The following is a 15,334-nucleotide window of genomic DNA, read 5'->3' as shown; positions in this document are numbered from 1 at the left end:
TGCCGGGAGGCATGGACTCAGCATCCCCACGAGCATCATAGTGAGCGGTGACGCGGATGTGCAGGAGCGCGCCGCGCGGGGCGGCCATCGCGCGGTCCGCTCCGCTCGACGGGGACACGACCCGGCTCCCTTCCGGTGGGGCTGGTGGGACTTTGTGCCCATGATGGGACAGTATTGGGGGATGAAGGCTCGCATACTGGTCATCGATGACGACGAGGCCCTGTCCGAGATGATCGGCATCGTCCTCCGGAACGACGGGTTCGACCCCGTGTTCTGTGCCGACGGGTCCGCGGCGCTCGGTGTCTTCCGTTCGACCCGCCCCGATCTGGTCCTGCTCGACCTCATGCTCCCCGGCATCGACGGGATCGAGGTGTGCCGGCAGATCCGCGCCGAGTCGGACCTCCCGATCGTGATGCTGACCGCGAAGTCGGACACGTCCGACGTCGTGCGCGGACTCGAATCCGGAGCCGACGACTACGTCCCCAAGCCCTTCAAGCCCGCCGAGCTCGTGGCGCGCGTGCGTGCCAGGCTCCGGCCCGCGGAGTCGAAGGCGCCCGAGACACTGAAGATCGGCGACGTCAGCATCGACGTCGCCGGGCATGAGGTGACACGGGCGGGGACGCGCGTCTCCCTGACTCCCCTCGAATTCGACCTGCTGGTCGCCCTGGCGCGCAAGCCATGGCAGGTCTTCACCCGCGAACTGCTGCTCGAGCAGGTCTGGGGGTATCGCCATGCCGCGGACACCCGGCTGGTGAACGTCCACGTGCAGCGGCTGCGTTCGAAGATCGAGCGTGATCCCGAGGCGCCCGAGATCGTCCTCACGGTGCGTGGTGTCGGTTACAAGGCCGGGCAGGGCTGACGCGGGAGGGCGTGACGCGCGCGCCGACGTCCCCTCCGAGTCCTCAGTCGACGCGACACCGACCACCGCCCCGCGGGTGACCGGTGCCGCCGTCGAGCGTTCGTTCGGTGACTCCGGCAGGACTGCTCCCGGATCCTTGGGCGCGTCCACCACCGTCGAGGAGGTCGTCGACGAGGTCGGGGCCACCGCTCCGGCAACGACCTCCCCGTCGAACGACGGCCCCGCGTCCGGCCCCGCGCAGGGGGTGCTGGGAGGAGCCCGCACCGCGTACCGCACAGTGTCCCGCCACTGGCGGCGCTCCCTCCAGTTCCGCACGGTCGTCGCGACGATGCTGCTGACCTCCGTGTCCTTCGTGGCCGTGGGCGGGTTCCTGTCCAACCAGATCACCAACGCCCTCTACGATCAGCGGTTCGACCAGTTCAGCGCCGAGGCATCGGACGCGCTCGACGACGAGAAGGCGGTGTTCCGCAACTCGTCGGCGACCGACACCGACACCATCAATCGCCTGGTCCTCGACTCGGTGACCCAGCTGGTGGGCACCGATTCCGATGCGCCGCGCCAGTCCATCCTGGTGCCGCTGCCGACCGACAACGGCTCCGTCGTCTCGACGACGACCAGCCAGGCGGGGGCCACCGCGCGCATGCTGCCGCCCGATCTGCAGGCCGCCGTCGCGGACGGCGAGGAGATCTACTGGGCGCCGATGGTGATCCCGGTGACGGAGAGCGGGGCGACCAACGCGCCCGGCCTCGCCTTCGGCACCCAGGTGACGCTCCCTCCCGAGCAGAATCCCGTCGCGCTCTACGTCTACTACGACCTCTCGACCATGCAGTCGACCCTCGACGACATCCACCGTGTGCTGTGGCTCGCCGGCGTCGTGCTCCTGATCGTGATCGGCGCGATCGCCTGGTACGTGACCCGCAGCGTCGTACGGCCGGTCAGCTACGCGGCATCCGTCTCGGAGAAGCTCGCCGCCGGCGAACTCCAGGAGCGCATGGAGGTGACGGGTGAGGACGAAGTGGCGCGGCTCGGCGCCTCCTTCAACCACATGGCGGGCAGCCTGCAGGACCAGATCACCCAGCTCGCACAGTTGTCGCAGATGCAGCAGCGTTTCGTCTCGGACGTCTCGCACGAGCTGAGGACACCGCTGACGACGGTCAGGATGGCAGCCGAGGTCCTTCACGATGCGCGTGAGGAGTTCAACCCGATCAACAAGCGCTCCGCCGAGATCCTCTTCGACCAGGTGGAGCGGTTCCAGGCGCTCCTCGCGGACCTCCTGGAGATCTCCCGCTTCGACGCCGGCGCGGCGGTGCTCGAGGCCGAATCGGTCGATATCGTCCAGCTGGCGCAGCACGCCATGGACGGTGCTCGTCCACTCGCAGAGCGGCTCGGCTCCGACCTCGTCATCGTGTCCGGGGAGTCGATGTGCATCGTCGACGCCGATGCGAGGAGGATCGACCGCATCCTCCGCAACCTGATCGTCAACGCGCTGGAGCATGGCGAGGGCAGGCCCGTGGAGGTCCACATCGCGAGCAACCCGGAAGCCGTCGCCGTCGCGGTGCGGGACCACGGCATCGGCATGACACCGCTGCAGGCCTCCCGCGCCTTCGACCGGTTCTGGCGCGCTGATCCCGCCCGCGCCCGCACCACGGGCGGCAGCGGGCTCGGGCTCTCGATCGCCATGGAGGACGCGCGGCTGCACAGCGCCTGGCTCGAGGCCTGGGGGGAGCCCGCCGCGGGAGCCTGCTTCCGCCTGACCCTCCCACGCCATCAGGGCACCGACCTCGCGTGTTCCCCCCTCGCGCTGCCGCCTTCTTCCGCCTCCGTCCCGCAGCGCGCGGCGCAGGGACGCGGCACCCGTGCGCACGCTCCGGAGCCGCGACCGCAGGACGACGACGAAGGGCACGGCAGTGGACACTGATCGTCGGTGGGGCCGCGGCGCCGCACACGCGCGGAGGCCGCGCCTGACCGGGCTAGCCGTCTCGGCGCTCCTGGCCTTCGTCCTGCTGGTCACCGGGTGTTCGGCGATCCCGACGTCGGGCCCCGTCGGTGTGATCTCCGCGTCGGAGGGGGAGCCCGACGTCGTGGCGCCCGTCTTCGACCCGCAGGGGCCGTCCAGTGGAGCCACGCCCGAGCGCGTCCTGCAGGATTTCATCAGGGCGGGCACGGGAGCGGGTGGAGGCTACAGTGTGGCTCGCCAGTTCCTGACCGCCGAACTGGCGGAGACCTGGCAGCCCGAGGAGCGGATCGTCCTGTTCCGCGGTGATCCTCGGGTCGAGAAGCGTGAGACCGACGGCGTCTACCAGATCCAGCTCGAGACCACGGGGACCGTCGACGCGCGGGGCGTCCGGACCAACAGCGCCGGACCGTCGACGGAGACCCTCGGGGTCCGCATGGTCGAGGCCGACGGCGAGTGGCGCATCGATGAGATCCCGGACGGCATCATGATCGCGCAGAGCAGCGCGAGAGACCTGCTGACCTCGCACAGCCTCTCCTTCTACAGCAGCAACTACCGCTACTGGGTGCCGGACGCCCGCTGGTTCGTGCGGCGGACGGGCGTGACGGCGCGGATCGTCCAGGCCATGCTCGCCGGACCCGCGCCCTATCTGCAGGGAGCGGTCACCAGCGCCTTCCCCGAGGGCGTCACCCTCGCCCGGGATTCGATCCCCATCACCTCGGGGAGGGCCTCGGTGGAACTCTCGCCCGAGATCCTCGACAACGCGACCGATCTGAAGCTGCAGCAGATGAATCAGCAACTTGAGGCCAACCTCGTCGGACTCAACGACGTCACGTCCGTCGAGATGACCAGTGGACAGCCGATCCAGCTCGGCGATCGTGCTCCCGACCTCGTGACCCCCGAACGGACGCCCGATGTCGGGGGCGAGCAGGTGGCCATCGCGGACGACGAACTCGTACGGGTGCGGAACGGAGGGATCGTCGCCATCGACGGTCTACCCTCGGTCGCCGAGTACGATCCCGTCGACCCCGCGACGTCCGTCTCCGGCAGCGCCTATTCCTTCGTGGCCGCGGACAGGTCCGCCCTCTTCGTGACTGCTCCGGGCAGCCAGGTCCGTGAGGTCCTGTCAGGAGCCGGCCTGACCCAGCCCTCGTTCGACCCCGAGAACTGGCTGTGGACGGCGCGCTCGGCCGGGGCGGGCAGCGAGGTCCTGGCGGTCCCGCCGGGCGGCACGCAGGAGAACGCCGTCCTCCTCGCCGCGGGGTGGCTCGGGGACCGGGCCGTCAAGGACCTGCGCGTCTCGCGTGACGGTTCCCGTGCCCTGGTCGTCACGGAGCGCGAGGGGGCGGGGGAGATCCTGCTCGCGGGCATCACGCGGTCGGCGCAGGGCGCACCGCTGGGGCTCACCACACCGGTGAGCATGCCTGTTCCCGGTCCGGTCGACACAGCCAGGTGGGCGGGGCAGAGCACGATCGTCGCCTCGTCGATCGGGGCCGATGAGGAGGCCATCCCGGTGGTGCTGCACCTCGACGGCGAGGTGGAGGAGATGGCCGCACTCGAGGGTGTGGAGGGCATCAGTGCCGGGTCGGACGCCGAGGATACGTTCTATGCGCAGGCTGACGGCTCCCTCTACCGACGCATCGTGACGAGCTGGGTGAACGAGGAACTGGCGGTCAGGGACCCCGCGTTCCCGGGGTGAGTGTGTCCACATAGGGCCGTCCGCCGCTGCTGTCGGGACGGCCCCATGATGGGCTCGGAGCATGCATCCCGGTGAACTCATGGACCGACTCGTCTTCGCCCGCCCTTCTGTCCGCGTCGGGTCTGCCGTCACGGCCTTCGTCGCTCTCGTCATGCCGTCGTCCTGCGTTCTCTGCGGCCGGTGGGACACCTCGCTCTGTCCCGCCTGCCGCGCCGTCTTCCGGCGCGCGACGTCCCGGCCGTATCGCGCCGAGGCCGGTGCGGAATCCCTGCCGGACGTCCCCGTCGGAATCGCCGCCGACGACGCGGGCCGGGGCTTGCGGCCGGGACGCGGACGGGCGGCGGGGGCGGTTCCTGCGTCCATCGAGGTCGGACCGCTGCCGGTCGTCGCCGCCGGTCGCTACGGCCGCGCGGTATCGGGGGTCCTGCTCGCCTTCAAGAACCACGGGCACGTCGATCTGGGTCCGCCGGTCGCCGCGGCGCTCGCCGGCGCACTGCACGAGGCGGTCCGAGGGCTCATGGCGCCGGGATCGGGCACACCGTCGCCCGTCCTGCTGGTACCGGTGCCGAGCCGCTCCTCGTCGTCGCGCCGTCGCGGGTACGAACCACTGATGATCCTGCTCAGGAGGCTCGAGCGGACGGGGGCGCTCCCGGCGGGGACCGCCGTCACCCCGGCTGTCCGGCAACGGTCATCTCCTGCGCGATGGTGGATCGGCCGGCGCGGGCGTCGGGCCGGCGCACTCGCGCGGGCCACCGTGGCAGCGCTGCGTGCAGGACCGCAGGGCGGGCAGAAGGGTCTGGGCCGGCGGCGGCGCAGGTCGAACGTCCTGGGGACGATGCTGCTGGCCGGACCGGCACGTCACCGTGTCCCGGGCAGCTCCTGCATCATCGTCGACGACGTCCTGACGACGGGCGCGACCATCAACGAGATGTACCGGGTGCTGCACGCCGGAGGGGCCCGCGTCCAGGGAGCGGTCGTGGTCGCTGCGACCTCCTCGCCCGCCGGTACCGCCCCTGTCCGCCCGTCCGGCGGGTTTGCTCGGACACCGGGCAGCAGTACCACGGTGGCGCCGGGGCCGGTCCGGGGGACACCCAGCAAGCTACCGGAAGTTTTGCAGCGTGGAGGGGTGAATAAAGAACAGCCGTGAACTACCGTGAAGTACGGGTACCACACAGTGACGACACGTACCCGTCGGCGGCGGCTCTGCACAACGCCACGGCCGCCGTCGTGTCACCTAGCGATGTGGAGGGCACCATGGAATTTGTGATCAATGGTCGGAACCTGGCGGTATCGGACCGTTTCCGTGAGTACGCGACGGAGAAGATCGACAAGATAGAGCAGCTCGGCGACAAGGTACAGCGCGTCGACGCCAAGATCACCAAGGAACCCAGCGCACGCATGGCGGACACCTCGCTCACGGTCGAGCTGACGGTGCTCTGCAGGGGCCCTGTCGTCCGGGCCGAGGCCTCGGCGGGCGACAAGTTCGCCGCCTTCGATCTCGCCTACGCCAAGCTCCTCGAGCGCCTCCGCCGGGCGCGCGACCGGCGGAAGGTCCACCACGGTCGGCACACCCCGCTCGCGGTGCGCGTCGCGACGGCCGACCTCGAGCCCGCCGATCCGGTGCAGCCCATCTACCTCGAGACGCCGGTCATCGCGCCGACCTCCCACGAACCGGCGGCGGAGACCGAGGACGTCGATACCTATTCGTCGCCGGACGACGTGCCCGCCGGGGACTCGCCGGTGCTGATCCGCCGCAAGGTGTTCTCCGGGACGCCCATGACCCTCGACGACGCCGTCGACAACATGGAACTCGTGGGTCACGACTTCTACCTCTTCGTGGATTCCGCCACCGGAGCTCCGTCCGTCGTCTACCGACGGCAGGGCTGGACCTACGGCGTGATCACGCTCGACTCCAAGTGCGCGGAGGGCACCGAGGAACCCCACGAGGAATTGCTGGCGTACCGGGCGCGCGAAGCCGCCACCGCCTAGCCCACTTCAGGGGTCGGCACGCCGCCCCACCACGACGACGAGGAACTGCCTCCGCGCCCGGCGCGGGGGCAGTTCCGTGCGGGAGATTGTCACCTGACGATGCAGACACTCACCATCGCGCAGGCCCGACGCATCGCCCTGGCCGCCCAGGGCCTGCACCGCCCCAGGCTCGAGGCACCGACGTCGCTCCGGGCTCTGCGCGCTGCAGCCCTCCGCCTGCAGGTCCTGCAGATCGACTCCGTCAACGTCCTCGTGCGATCCCACTACCTCCCCCTCTTCTCCCGGGTCGGGTCCTACGACCGCGCCCACCTGGACGCCATGTCCTCCGCCGCACCGCGCTCCCTGGTCGAGTACTGGGCCCACGAGGCGAGCCTCGTGCCACCCGAGCTGTACCCGTACCTCGTGGCGCACCAGCGGCGCACGTGGATGGGCGCGTCGAGCGTCCCTGCGGAGCAGCGAGCCCTTCTCGAGTCGAGAATCCTCGGGCTGCTCGATCAGGGAGTCCCCCTGACGGCGTCCGCCGTCCAGCGACAGGTGGGCGGGGACCCGTCCCGTCCGGCCGAGGGCTGGGGCTGGCGGTGGACCGTCGCGAAGCGCGTGCTCGAGGATCTGTTCGCCCGGGGGAGTATCGGCTCCGCCGGACGCAACGCTCAGTTCGAACGCCTCTACGCGCCTCTCACGGCCGTGCTGCCGGATCCCCGGCTCGCCGGCCAGGAGGTGGACGCCACGGAAGCGCTCGCGGTCCTTGCGGACCGGGCGCTCGGTGCCCTCGGTGTGGCGTCGGCCCGCTCGGTCGCCGACTACTTCAGGACGCCGGTCCGGCAGACCCGCACTGTCCTGGAGTCGCTCGTCAAGGCCGGGTCGGTCCGGAGCATCTCCGTTCATGGGGAGGCGGACCCCTGGTACCTGCACCCCACCGCCGAAGCCATCCCGAGGAAGGCGCAGGGCCGGGCCCTCCTCAGTCCCTTCGACTCCCTCGTCTTCGAGCGCGACAGGCTGCTGCGGCTGTTCGCCTGCCACTACCGCATCGAGATCTACACCCCCGAGGAACGCAGGGTGCACGGCTACTACGTCCTCCCGTTCCTCCTCCGGGACGGCATCGCCGCGCGGGTGGACCTCAAGGCGGATCGACCGGATCGCACGCTGCTCGTGCGCGGCAGCTACGCCGAGAAGGACGCGCCTGCGGACACCGCGCACGAACTCGCTGCTGAGCTGCACCTACTCGCGGGCTGGCTCGGGCTGGACGACGTCGTCGTCGAGGACCGTGGCGACCTCGCGCCCGCGCTCGCCGGTCAGGTCGGCAGGATACCCTGAGCGGAAGACGCAGGCCCGGTCGCCGCATCGCGCCGCACGGGTACCGGAACGGAGGGGCGGAACGTCCCTCCCGTAGACTAGAGACGCCATCTTTGGGCAGCATCAGATTGGGAGCAGATACCAGTGCCATCACTTCTTGAACGAGTACTCCGCACCGGCGATAAGAAGACACTGAAGCGACTCCGGAACTACGCTGACGCGATCAACGTGCTGGAAGACGAATTCCGCGAGATGTCCGATGCGGAGCTGCGCGGCGAGACCGACCGGCTGAAGAAGCGCCACGCGGACGGCGCATCCCTCGACGACCTGCTGCCCGAAGCCTTCGCCGCGGTCCGCGAAGCGTCGAGCCGGACGCTGGGCCTGCGCCACTTCGACGTCCAGCTGATGGGCGGCGCCGCCCTGCACCTCGGCAACATCGCCGAGATGAAGACGGGCGAGGGCAAGACCCTCGTGGCCACGGCACCCGCCTACCTCAACGCCCTGAGCGGCAAGGGCGTCCATGTCGTCACCGTCAACGACTACCTCGCCGAGTACCAGTCGGACCTCATGGGTCGCGTCTACCGCTTTCTCGGCCTGACCAGCGGCTGCATCCTCTCGAAGCAGGACCCTGCGACGCGCCGTGAGCAGTACGCCGCGGACATCACCTACGGGACCAACAACGAGTTCGGGTTCGACTACCTGCGCGACAACATGGCGTGGAGTGCGGCGGAGCTGGTGCAGCGTGGCCACAACTTCGCCGTCGTCGACGAGGTGGACTCGATCCTCATCGACGAGGCGCGGACGCCGCTGATCATCAGCGGGCAGGCCTCCGGCGACGTCAACCGCTGGTACAACGAGTTCGCGAAGGTCGTGCAGAAACTCACCGTCGAGGCCGACTACGAGGTGGACGAGAAGAAGCGCACGGTCGGCGTTCTCGAGGACGGCATCGAGAAGGTCGAGGACTACCTCGGCATCCACAACCTGTACGAGTCGGCGAACACCCCGCTGATCGGGTTCCTCAACAACGCGATCAAGGCCAAGGAACTGTTCAAGCGGGACAAGGACTACGTGGTCCTCAACGGCGAGGTCATGATCGTCGACGAGCACACGGGCCGCATCCTGGCTGGCCGTCGCTACAACGAGGGCATGCACCAGGCGATCGAGGCGAAGGAGGGCGTGGAGATCAAGGCCGAGAACCAGACCCTCGCCACCGTGACCCTCCAGAACTATTTCCGCCTCTACGAGAAGCTCTCCGGCATGACCGGCACGGCCGAGACCGAGGCCGCCGAGTTCATGTCGACGTACAAGCTCGGCGTGGTACCCATCCCGACGAACAGGGAGATGGCCCGCAAGGATCTCTCGGACCTCATTTACAAGAACGAGGTCGCCAAGTTCGACGCCGTCGTCAAGGACATCGTCGAACGCCACGAGACCGGCCAGCCCGTGCTCGTCGGCACCACCAGCGTGGAGAAGAGCGAGTACCTCTCGAAGCAGCTGGCGAAGGCCGGGGTGCGCCACGAGGTGCTCAACGCGAAGAACCACGCGCGGGAAGCCGCGATCATCGCGCAGGCCGGGCGGAGGAGTGCCGTCACCGTCGCCACGAACATGGCCGGTCGAGGGACCGACATCATGCTCGGGGGCAATGCGGAGTTCAACGCCGTCGCTGCCCTCGAGAAGCTCGGGCTCGACCCCGCGGACAACGCCGAGGAGTACGAGGCCAAGTGGCCCGAGGCCCTGGAAGCAGCCAAGGAGGCCGTGAAGTCGGAGCAGGACGAGGTCCGCGAGCTCGGCGGACTCTATGTGCTCGGCACCGAACGCCACGAGTCACGGCGCATCGACAACCAGCTTCGTGGCCGGTCCGGACGCCAGGGCGATCCTGGCCGATCGCGTTTCTACCTCTCGCTGACCGACGACCTCATGCGTCTCTTCAACTCCGGTGGTGCCGAGCGCATCATGAACAGCGCCACCATGCCCGATGACGTCGCCCTCGAGTCCAAGCTCGTCTCGAAGGCGATCGAGAACGCGCAGGGACAGGTCGAGGGCCGCAACGCCGAGCAGCGCAAGAACGTCCTCAAGTACGACGACGTCCTGAACCGTCAGCGCGAAGCCATCTACGGGGACCGCCGTCGGATCCTCGAGGGCGGCGATCTCAAGGAGAAGGTTCAGTTCTTCCTGGAGGACGTCATCACGGCGATGGTCGACGAGACCACGGCGCAGGGCCACGGGGACGACTGGGACTACGAGCTGCTGTGGACGAACCTCAAGACGCTGTACCCGATCACGCTGACGGCCGACGAGGTCATCGACGAGGCGGGCGGTGCGTCGAAGCTCACGCGCGATTTCCTGCACGACGAGATCCTCTCGGACGCCAAGCTGGCCTACCAGGCGCGGGAGGAAGCACTCGGTGAGCAGACGATGCGCGAGCTCGAGCGGCGCGTGGTCCTGTCGGTCATCGGCAGGAAGTGGCAGGAGCACCTCTATGAGATGGACTACCTCAAGGAGGGAATCGGCCTGCGTGCCATGGCCCAGAGGGACCCGCTGGTCGAGTACCAGCGTGAGGGGTTCATCCTCTTCCAGGCGATGATGGAGTCCATCCGCGAGGAAAGCATCGGCTACCTGTTCAACCTCGAGGTCGAGGTCGCCGCGCCGGCCCAGACCGGGCTGCCCGGGGTGACCGACGCCAGGGGCATCGTCCAGGCCCCGACCATCAAGGCGGCGGGGCTCGAAGCTCCCGCTAAGCCTGCGACGTTGAACTTCACGGCGCCGAACGCGCAGGGCGAAGCGGAGATGCACGTCGAGCGGAACAAGCCCCAGGCCGCTCCCGCCACCGCCAAGGCCACGGGCAAGAAGGCCCGGAAGAAGTAGTCAGCCGATCTCCAGGGCGGTCACCCGCCACGCGCCGCGCCGTTGCTCGATCCGAAGAGCGACGGCGCGGACGCGTTTCCGGTCGAAGGCGACGACTGAGGCCTCGTAGACCCCTGGGCTGATCGGGCAGACCCGTGCTGATCGCACCACGACCTGGCGGACACTGCCTCCGGCGGGCGAGCCGCTGTTTCCCGACCCGGCACCGACACAGCGGACGAGGTTCGCTCTCAGCTGCAGGCGTTCGTAGTTCTCCGGATCGAGCCAGCGTGACATCTGCTGCAGCGGCCGGACGCCGCTCAGGACCTCGAGAGCGCCCTGCGCCACGGACCGGGCAATCCCCGAGATGCGCTGCATGGTCTCCCCGTCCGCGTCCGCGATCACGGGGGCCGGAAGGGCCTGACCGGCCGGCGCGGGACGTACCGCGTCGACAGCCCGGTCGGCGTCGTCGTTCCCGGGGCCGTCCGTCGGGGTGAAGGGCAGGACGGTCGCGCCGCCGGAGGCCAGAGGCCCACGGGGCCTCGTCACCAGGGGGCGTGGAGCACCGCTGACCTCGGCGAGCTGATGAGCAGCGGTTCGGTGGATCTGGGTGACGGCGGACATGATGTTCCTCTCGTGTACGTGGCGTGGTGATGGGTGATGTGCGGAGTCCGACCGGCGTCGCTGGTCCCCTGACGAGGGTGGCGTCCACCCGGTGAAGGGCGCGCCGAAGGACGGCGGGGTGATGCTGCTCTTCAGGGGCGGTGGGCGGTGCTCAGGTCCGCGGCGCGCGGAGGACCTGACCGGGCAGGAGGAGGGACGGATCCTCCCCGATGATGGTCCGATTCGTGTCGTACCACGCAGGCCAGGCCTCGGCGACATCAGCAGCGGTGGAGAGGGGGCCGAGGTGACGCTCGACGATGGACCAGAGAGAGTCCCCGGGCACCACCACCACGGCCACCCCGTCGAGATCGGAACGCATCGGTGTCGGGGCGAGCATGCCTCCCGCTGTCGGCATCGGTGCCGGTTTCCATCCGGGCGAAACAGCAGCCCGCTCTTCGGCCGGCCCCGTCGCCGATGTGCCGGCGACGGGCACGGGTGACCAGGACGGGGATGCGGCGACCTTCGATGCCGGGGCCGCCGCGGGGAGGGACCTGAGGTTTCCCATCAGCGGTGGGTGCGCCTGCGCGACCTGGAGAGGGACGGAGGCGGACGTCCGCTCCATCGATGACGGGTCCGGGTGAGCGCCATGGGCGACGGCGGGCACGGCCACCAGGTTGATGCCGACAAGGGCGGCGGCGAGACGTCGCATGACAGCAGGCGTGCAACGCTGCGCCAGCCGGGCTGCCGTCGACGGACCGCGGCGCAGGACCAGGTCGGAGGCGATGGCGACGAGGAGCGTCAGAACCCACCAGATGACGGCGACGACGCCGATGACCGAGATCGCCGCTCCGATGAACCCCTCGACGGACGCCATCCCCTGGGTGATGGATCTCGCTGCGAGTGCCCGTCCCGCGAGGGCCACGATGCCCCCGCACACGAGGATCAACCCTGCTGACACCGCGTCCGTTCTGCTCATCATGACCTCCTGCTGTCAGTTTGAACCGCTTTGATGCAGTTTGTCTACGTTCATTCCCGAGGAACGCGTTTGATCATCATTGACGCTGTCAAGGATCCGGCCTAGCGTGATCGCATGCGATGGGATGCCCTGTTCACTGATCTGGAAGCCCAGCTGCACTCCGCGTCGGTCGCGCATCAGGAGGGCGAGATCAGGGACAGGACGCGGACGGAACAGTCTCGGGTGACGATGTCCCAGCGGCTCATCGGCCAGGTCGGACGCCACCTGTCCATCTCGACGCGGGGCGGCAGAACGGTCTCCGGGCTCGTGACCAACGTCGGCTCCGCGTGGGTCTCCCTGGTCGTCGAGGGCAGGTCGGTGGTCGTCCCGTTCGCCGCGGTGCAGGTCCTGCGCGATCTCGACCGGGCGGCCGGTCAGCCGCTCAAGGGTGTCGAGGCGAGACTCGGCCTCGGGTCGGTACTACGCGAGCTGTCCCGCGACCGATCCGTCGTGGCACTCTGGATCGGGATTCCGGCCACGCACATCATCGGCGTGATCGAACGCGCTGGCGCGGATTTCCTCGAACTGGGACTGTCAGGTGAGGATCGCAGGCCGTCGCAGGGCAGGGAGATCCTGACCATCCCCTTCGCCTCGATCGACACGGTCGACGCGGCCCACTCGGGGGCATGAGCGGTTCCGGGAGACCTGGACGGTCGTGTTCCCCGGGAGACTCCCCGGCCTCAGAGGGCCTGCGGTGCTCCGCTCTCGGCCCTGAGCGCCGAGGCGGTCTTCTCGTAGGCCTTCGCGATGTACTCCTCGAGGATGCGCGTCTCCACCCGCCACTGGCCGCGGCCGCCGACCTGGATCGCGGGAAGCTCGCCCGAGCGGACGAGCGCATAGGTCTGGGAGGAACTGATGTTCAGCACCTCGCCGACGTCCGCGAGCGTGAGGAAACGTCGTTCGGCCACGGGTCCGCCTTTCCTGGTCGGTTGTCGTCCCTCAACAGTCTGCCATTGCGCCGGCGCGGTGGTGTCGATTTTCCACAGTTTGACCCGCTTTGGCGCTCTTCGGTTCCCTTCGGATCGTTCGTGCACGAGACTGGCTGTCCAAGCGTGGTCCGGTCCGGAGTGCGCCCTGTGTGGGGAGACCCGAGTGAGCATCGACGCGCGAACCACGCTGTCGCCGACCGAGGCACAGCGACTGAGGAAGCCCTCCTGGAAGGATCCCCGGCTCCTGGTCGGGCTGCTGCTCGTGCTCGCGTCCACGACGGGGGTGATCGCCCTGCTCCAGAGCCAGGACAGGACGACGCAGGTCTACTCCGCGCGCACCGAGATCCCCGTCGGAGCGACCCTGACGGCGGAGGACCTCGTCGCGGTCCCCGTGCGTCTCGGTGATGCAGCGGGGTCCTATCTGCCGGTGTCGGAGGGGATCGCGGAGGGGACGGTCGCGACAAGGCTCGTCGCACGCGGTGAACTGGTGCCGTCCTCTGCCCTCGGGACCGCGGACGAGCTGGACCGGAAGCCCGTCGGTCTCACGGTCGAGGATCCTTTGCCCACAGGTGCGGCCGCGGGCGACCGGGTGGACGTCTGGATCTCCCTCCGGACCGACACGAATACGTATGACGAACCGCAACTCCTGCTCGAAGCGGCAGAGGTCGCCGAACTGACGGTCGGCGAGTCGGCCCTCGGATCGAGCTCCTCCACCCTCGTGCAGGTCCTCGTCGAGGACGACGCCATGCCCGAGTTGCTCAACGCCCTGTCCAACGACGCCCGCATCGCCGTCGTGCTGGATCCGGGCGCAGGTTCGTGAGCATCCCGGTCATCACGCTGGGTGCGACGGCGAGCGCCTACGTACCGGGCCTCGAACAGCTGCGCGGCCCGGTGACGGTGGTCCGACGGTGCGAGGACCTGCCGGAGCTGATCGCGGCCTGCCAGACGGGCCTTGCGCGTGCGGTCGTCATCGGCCACGGTGCCGCCGACCTGACAGCGAGCCTCGTCGACCGCCTGGCCTATTCCGGAGTGGTGGTGGTATCGCTGGACGACGGATCGCCGGACCCGGATGCACCAGTGGTGGACGGGGTCGAGTACGTGGAGTCGTCGATCGCGCCCTCGGCACTCGCCGAGGCGGTGACCAGGGCTGTCGAGCGGTTCGACGCCACCTCGTCGGTCCGGCGGACGTCCCACGCGTATGCGGATCCGATGAATCTCCTCGCGGATCCCGTCGCTCCGGCGGTCGAGATCGCCGAGCCGACGGGGGAGGGGCGAATCATCGCGATCTGGGGTCCCACCGGTGCCCCCGGCCGCACGACCGTGGCGATCAACATCGCGGCGGAACTCGCAGCGGCCGGCGTCTCCGTCCTCCTCGTCGACGCCGATTCGTACGGCGCGAGCATCGGCGCGTCTCTCGGGCTCCTCGACGAGTCCGCCGGCCTCGCGCAGGCCTGCCGGATCGCCGATCAAGGTGGCTTCAGCGGAACCGCCCTCGGGCGGATCTCGATCAGTGTCGCCATCAAGGGTGGGCGGCTGCGGGTCCTGACCGGCATCACGAGGCCGGATCGCTGGCCCGAGCTGCGTCCCGCCGCGCTCAGCCAGGTGTTCTCGGCAGCGCGCGCCCTGGCGGAGGTCACCGTGGTCGATTGTGGATTCTGCCTCGAGGCGGACGAGGAGCTGAGCTTCGATACTCTCGCGCCTCGCCGCAACGGTGCAGCGCTGCGCTGCCTCGAGGTGGCGGACACGGTGATAGCGGTGGGATCGGCGGACGCCATCGGTGTGCCCCGCATGGTCAAGGCACTCTCCGAACTCGCCGACATGGTCCCGACGGCCGTACCGCGCATCGTCTTCAACCGGGTCCGTGCCGCTGCCGTGGGCCGTGGGCCGGAGACGCAGCTGAGGGAGGCCTGGGAGCGCTTCGGTCCGGCCTCGGCCGTCGAGGCCTTCCTGCCTGCGGATGCCTCCGCTGCGGACCAGGCACTGCTCGCCGGCACGGCACTGCTCGAGACGTCACCGGCATCGCCGTTGCGCCTCGCCATCGCAGGACTCGCCGGTGTCCCGGCCGCCGAGGGGCGGCGCCGCGGCGGGCGTGTGTTCCGCCGGCGCGACGTGAAGTTTCAAGGCAACCCCGATAGGGTTCAACGGTAAGAGG

Annotated in this window: 13 protein-coding genes; 10 read left to right on the top strand and 3 right to left on the bottom strand. The window is 69.3% G+C overall.

The window, feature by feature from the left end; translation table 11 throughout:
• The first annotated feature begins 181 nt into the window (after positions 1–181).
• The 7 genes from mtrA (at position 182) to secA (ending at position 10,659) form a co-directional block, all read left to right on the top strand.
• Complete coding sequence (mtrA, locus tag FNH21_RS02225; protein WP_152811996.1) at positions 182–859, top strand: MtrAB system response regulator MtrA; 678 nt, start codon at positions 182–184, stop codon at positions 857–859.
• A gap of 136 nt (positions 860–995) precedes the next feature.
• Positions 996–2,777: an MtrAB system histidine kinase MtrB gene (mtrB, locus tag FNH21_RS02220; RefSeq protein ID WP_241742702.1), complete on the top strand. Its 1,782-nt coding sequence runs from the start codon at positions 996–998 to the stop codon at positions 2,775–2,777.
• Entirely contained in the window at positions 2,767–4,512 is a 1,746-nt protein-coding gene (locus tag FNH21_RS02215) for an LpqB family beta-propeller domain-containing protein (protein WP_152811994.1), read from the top strand. The genes mtrB and FNH21_RS02215 overlap by 11 nt, the downstream gene beginning before the upstream one ends.
• A gap of 61 nt (positions 4,513–4,573) precedes the next feature.
• On the top strand, positions 4,574–5,659 hold the full coding sequence (locus tag FNH21_RS02210; RefSeq protein ID WP_152811992.1) for a ComF family protein: 1,086 nt from the start codon (positions 4,574–4,576) through the stop codon (positions 5,657–5,659).
• A gap of 107 nt (positions 5,660–5,766) precedes the next feature.
• Entirely contained in the window at positions 5,767–6,501 is a 735-nt protein-coding gene (hpf, locus tag FNH21_RS02205; RefSeq protein ID WP_152811990.1) for a ribosome hibernation-promoting factor, HPF/YfiA family, read from the top strand.
• A gap of 99 nt (positions 6,502–6,600) precedes the next feature.
• A complete protein-coding gene (locus tag FNH21_RS02200; RefSeq protein ID WP_152811988.1) occupies positions 6,601–7,815 on the top strand; it encodes a winged helix-turn-helix domain-containing protein in 1,215 nt (404 codons plus the stop codon).
• A gap of 123 nt (positions 7,816–7,938) precedes the next feature.
• On the top strand, positions 7,939–10,659 hold the full coding sequence (gene secA / locus FNH21_RS02195; protein WP_191931529.1) for a preprotein translocase subunit SecA: 2,721 nt from the start codon (positions 7,939–7,941) through the stop codon (positions 10,657–10,659).
• On the opposite strand, the gene FNH21_RS02190 is transcribed toward secA, so the two are convergent.
• Positions 10,660–11,259, bottom strand: a complete 600-nt coding sequence (locus FNH21_RS02190; RefSeq protein ID WP_152811986.1) for an Rv3235 family protein — start codon at positions 11,257–11,259, stop codon at positions 10,660–10,662.
• Between the two features lie 151 nt (positions 11,260–11,410).
• Entirely contained in the window at positions 11,411–12,214 is an 804-nt protein-coding gene (locus tag FNH21_RS02185) for a LysM peptidoglycan-binding domain-containing protein (RefSeq protein ID WP_206687019.1), read from the bottom strand.
• 114 nt (positions 12,215–12,328) lie between these two features.
• Between FNH21_RS02185 and FNH21_RS02180 the strand changes: the two genes are divergently transcribed.
• The gene (locus FNH21_RS02180; protein WP_152811982.1) at positions 12,329–12,883 is read left to right on the top strand and encodes a hypothetical protein; all 555 of its coding nucleotides are present in this window, start codon (positions 12,329–12,331) and stop codon (positions 12,881–12,883) included.
• Positions 12,884–12,933: 50 nt separating this feature from the next.
• Here FNH21_RS02180 and FNH21_RS16995 read toward each other — a convergent pair whose 3' ends face one another.
• On the bottom strand, positions 12,934–13,161 hold the full coding sequence (locus tag FNH21_RS16995) for a helix-turn-helix domain-containing protein (protein ID WP_338403120.1): 228 nt from the start codon (positions 13,159–13,161) through the stop codon (positions 12,934–12,936).
• A gap of 184 nt (positions 13,162–13,345) precedes the next feature.
• Here FNH21_RS16995 and FNH21_RS02170 point away from each other — a divergent pair, with 184 nt between their 5' ends.
• Positions 13,346–14,002 (top strand): CpaB family protein, encoded by a 657-nt coding sequence (locus FNH21_RS02170; protein ID WP_338403119.1) that lies wholly within the window; start codon positions 13,346–13,348, stop codon positions 14,000–14,002.
• On the top strand, positions 13,999–15,330 hold the full coding sequence (locus FNH21_RS02165) for a nucleotide-binding protein (RefSeq protein WP_191931528.1): 1,332 nt from the start codon (positions 13,999–14,001) through the stop codon (positions 15,328–15,330). Before FNH21_RS02170 ends, FNH21_RS02165 begins: the two co-directional genes overlap by 4 nt.
• Positions 15,331–15,334 lie beyond the last annotated feature (4 nt).

Origin of the sequence: Arthrobacter bussei (assembly GCF_009377195.2) — a bacterium.
Lineage (GTDB): Bacteria > Actinomycetota > Actinomycetes > Actinomycetales > Micrococcaceae > Arthrobacter_D > Arthrobacter_D bussei.
Note: the sequence above shows the minus strand (reverse complement) of the source record. Positions and strands in the feature narration are given on the sequence as shown.

Bases quoted from the DNA above. Each gene is read 5' to 3' on its own strand.
- mtrA (WP_152811996.1), top strand. From the start codon at position 182: ATGAAGGCTCGCATACTGGTCATCGATGACGACGAGGCCCTGTCCGAG.
- FNH21_RS02210 (WP_152811992.1), top strand. From the start codon at position 4,574: ATGCATCCCGGTGAACTCATGGACCGACTCGTCTTCGCCCGCCCTTCT.
- hpf (WP_152811990.1), top strand. From the start codon at position 5,767: ATGGAATTTGTGATCAATGGTCGGAACCTGGCGGTATCGGACCGTTTC.
- FNH21_RS02200 (WP_152811988.1), top strand. From the start codon at position 6,601: ATGCAGACACTCACCATCGCGCAGGCCCGACGCATCGCCCTGGCCGCC.
- FNH21_RS02190 (WP_152811986.1), bottom strand. From the start codon at position 11,259: ATGTCCGCCGTCACCCAGATCCACCGAACCGCTGCTCATCAGCTCGCC.
- FNH21_RS02185 (WP_206687019.1), bottom strand. From the start codon at position 12,214: ATGAGCAGAACGGACGCGGTGTCAGCAGGGTTGATCCTCGTGTGCGGG.
- FNH21_RS02180 (WP_152811982.1), top strand. From the start codon at position 12,329: ATGCGATGGGATGCCCTGTTCACTGATCTGGAAGCCCAGCTGCACTCC.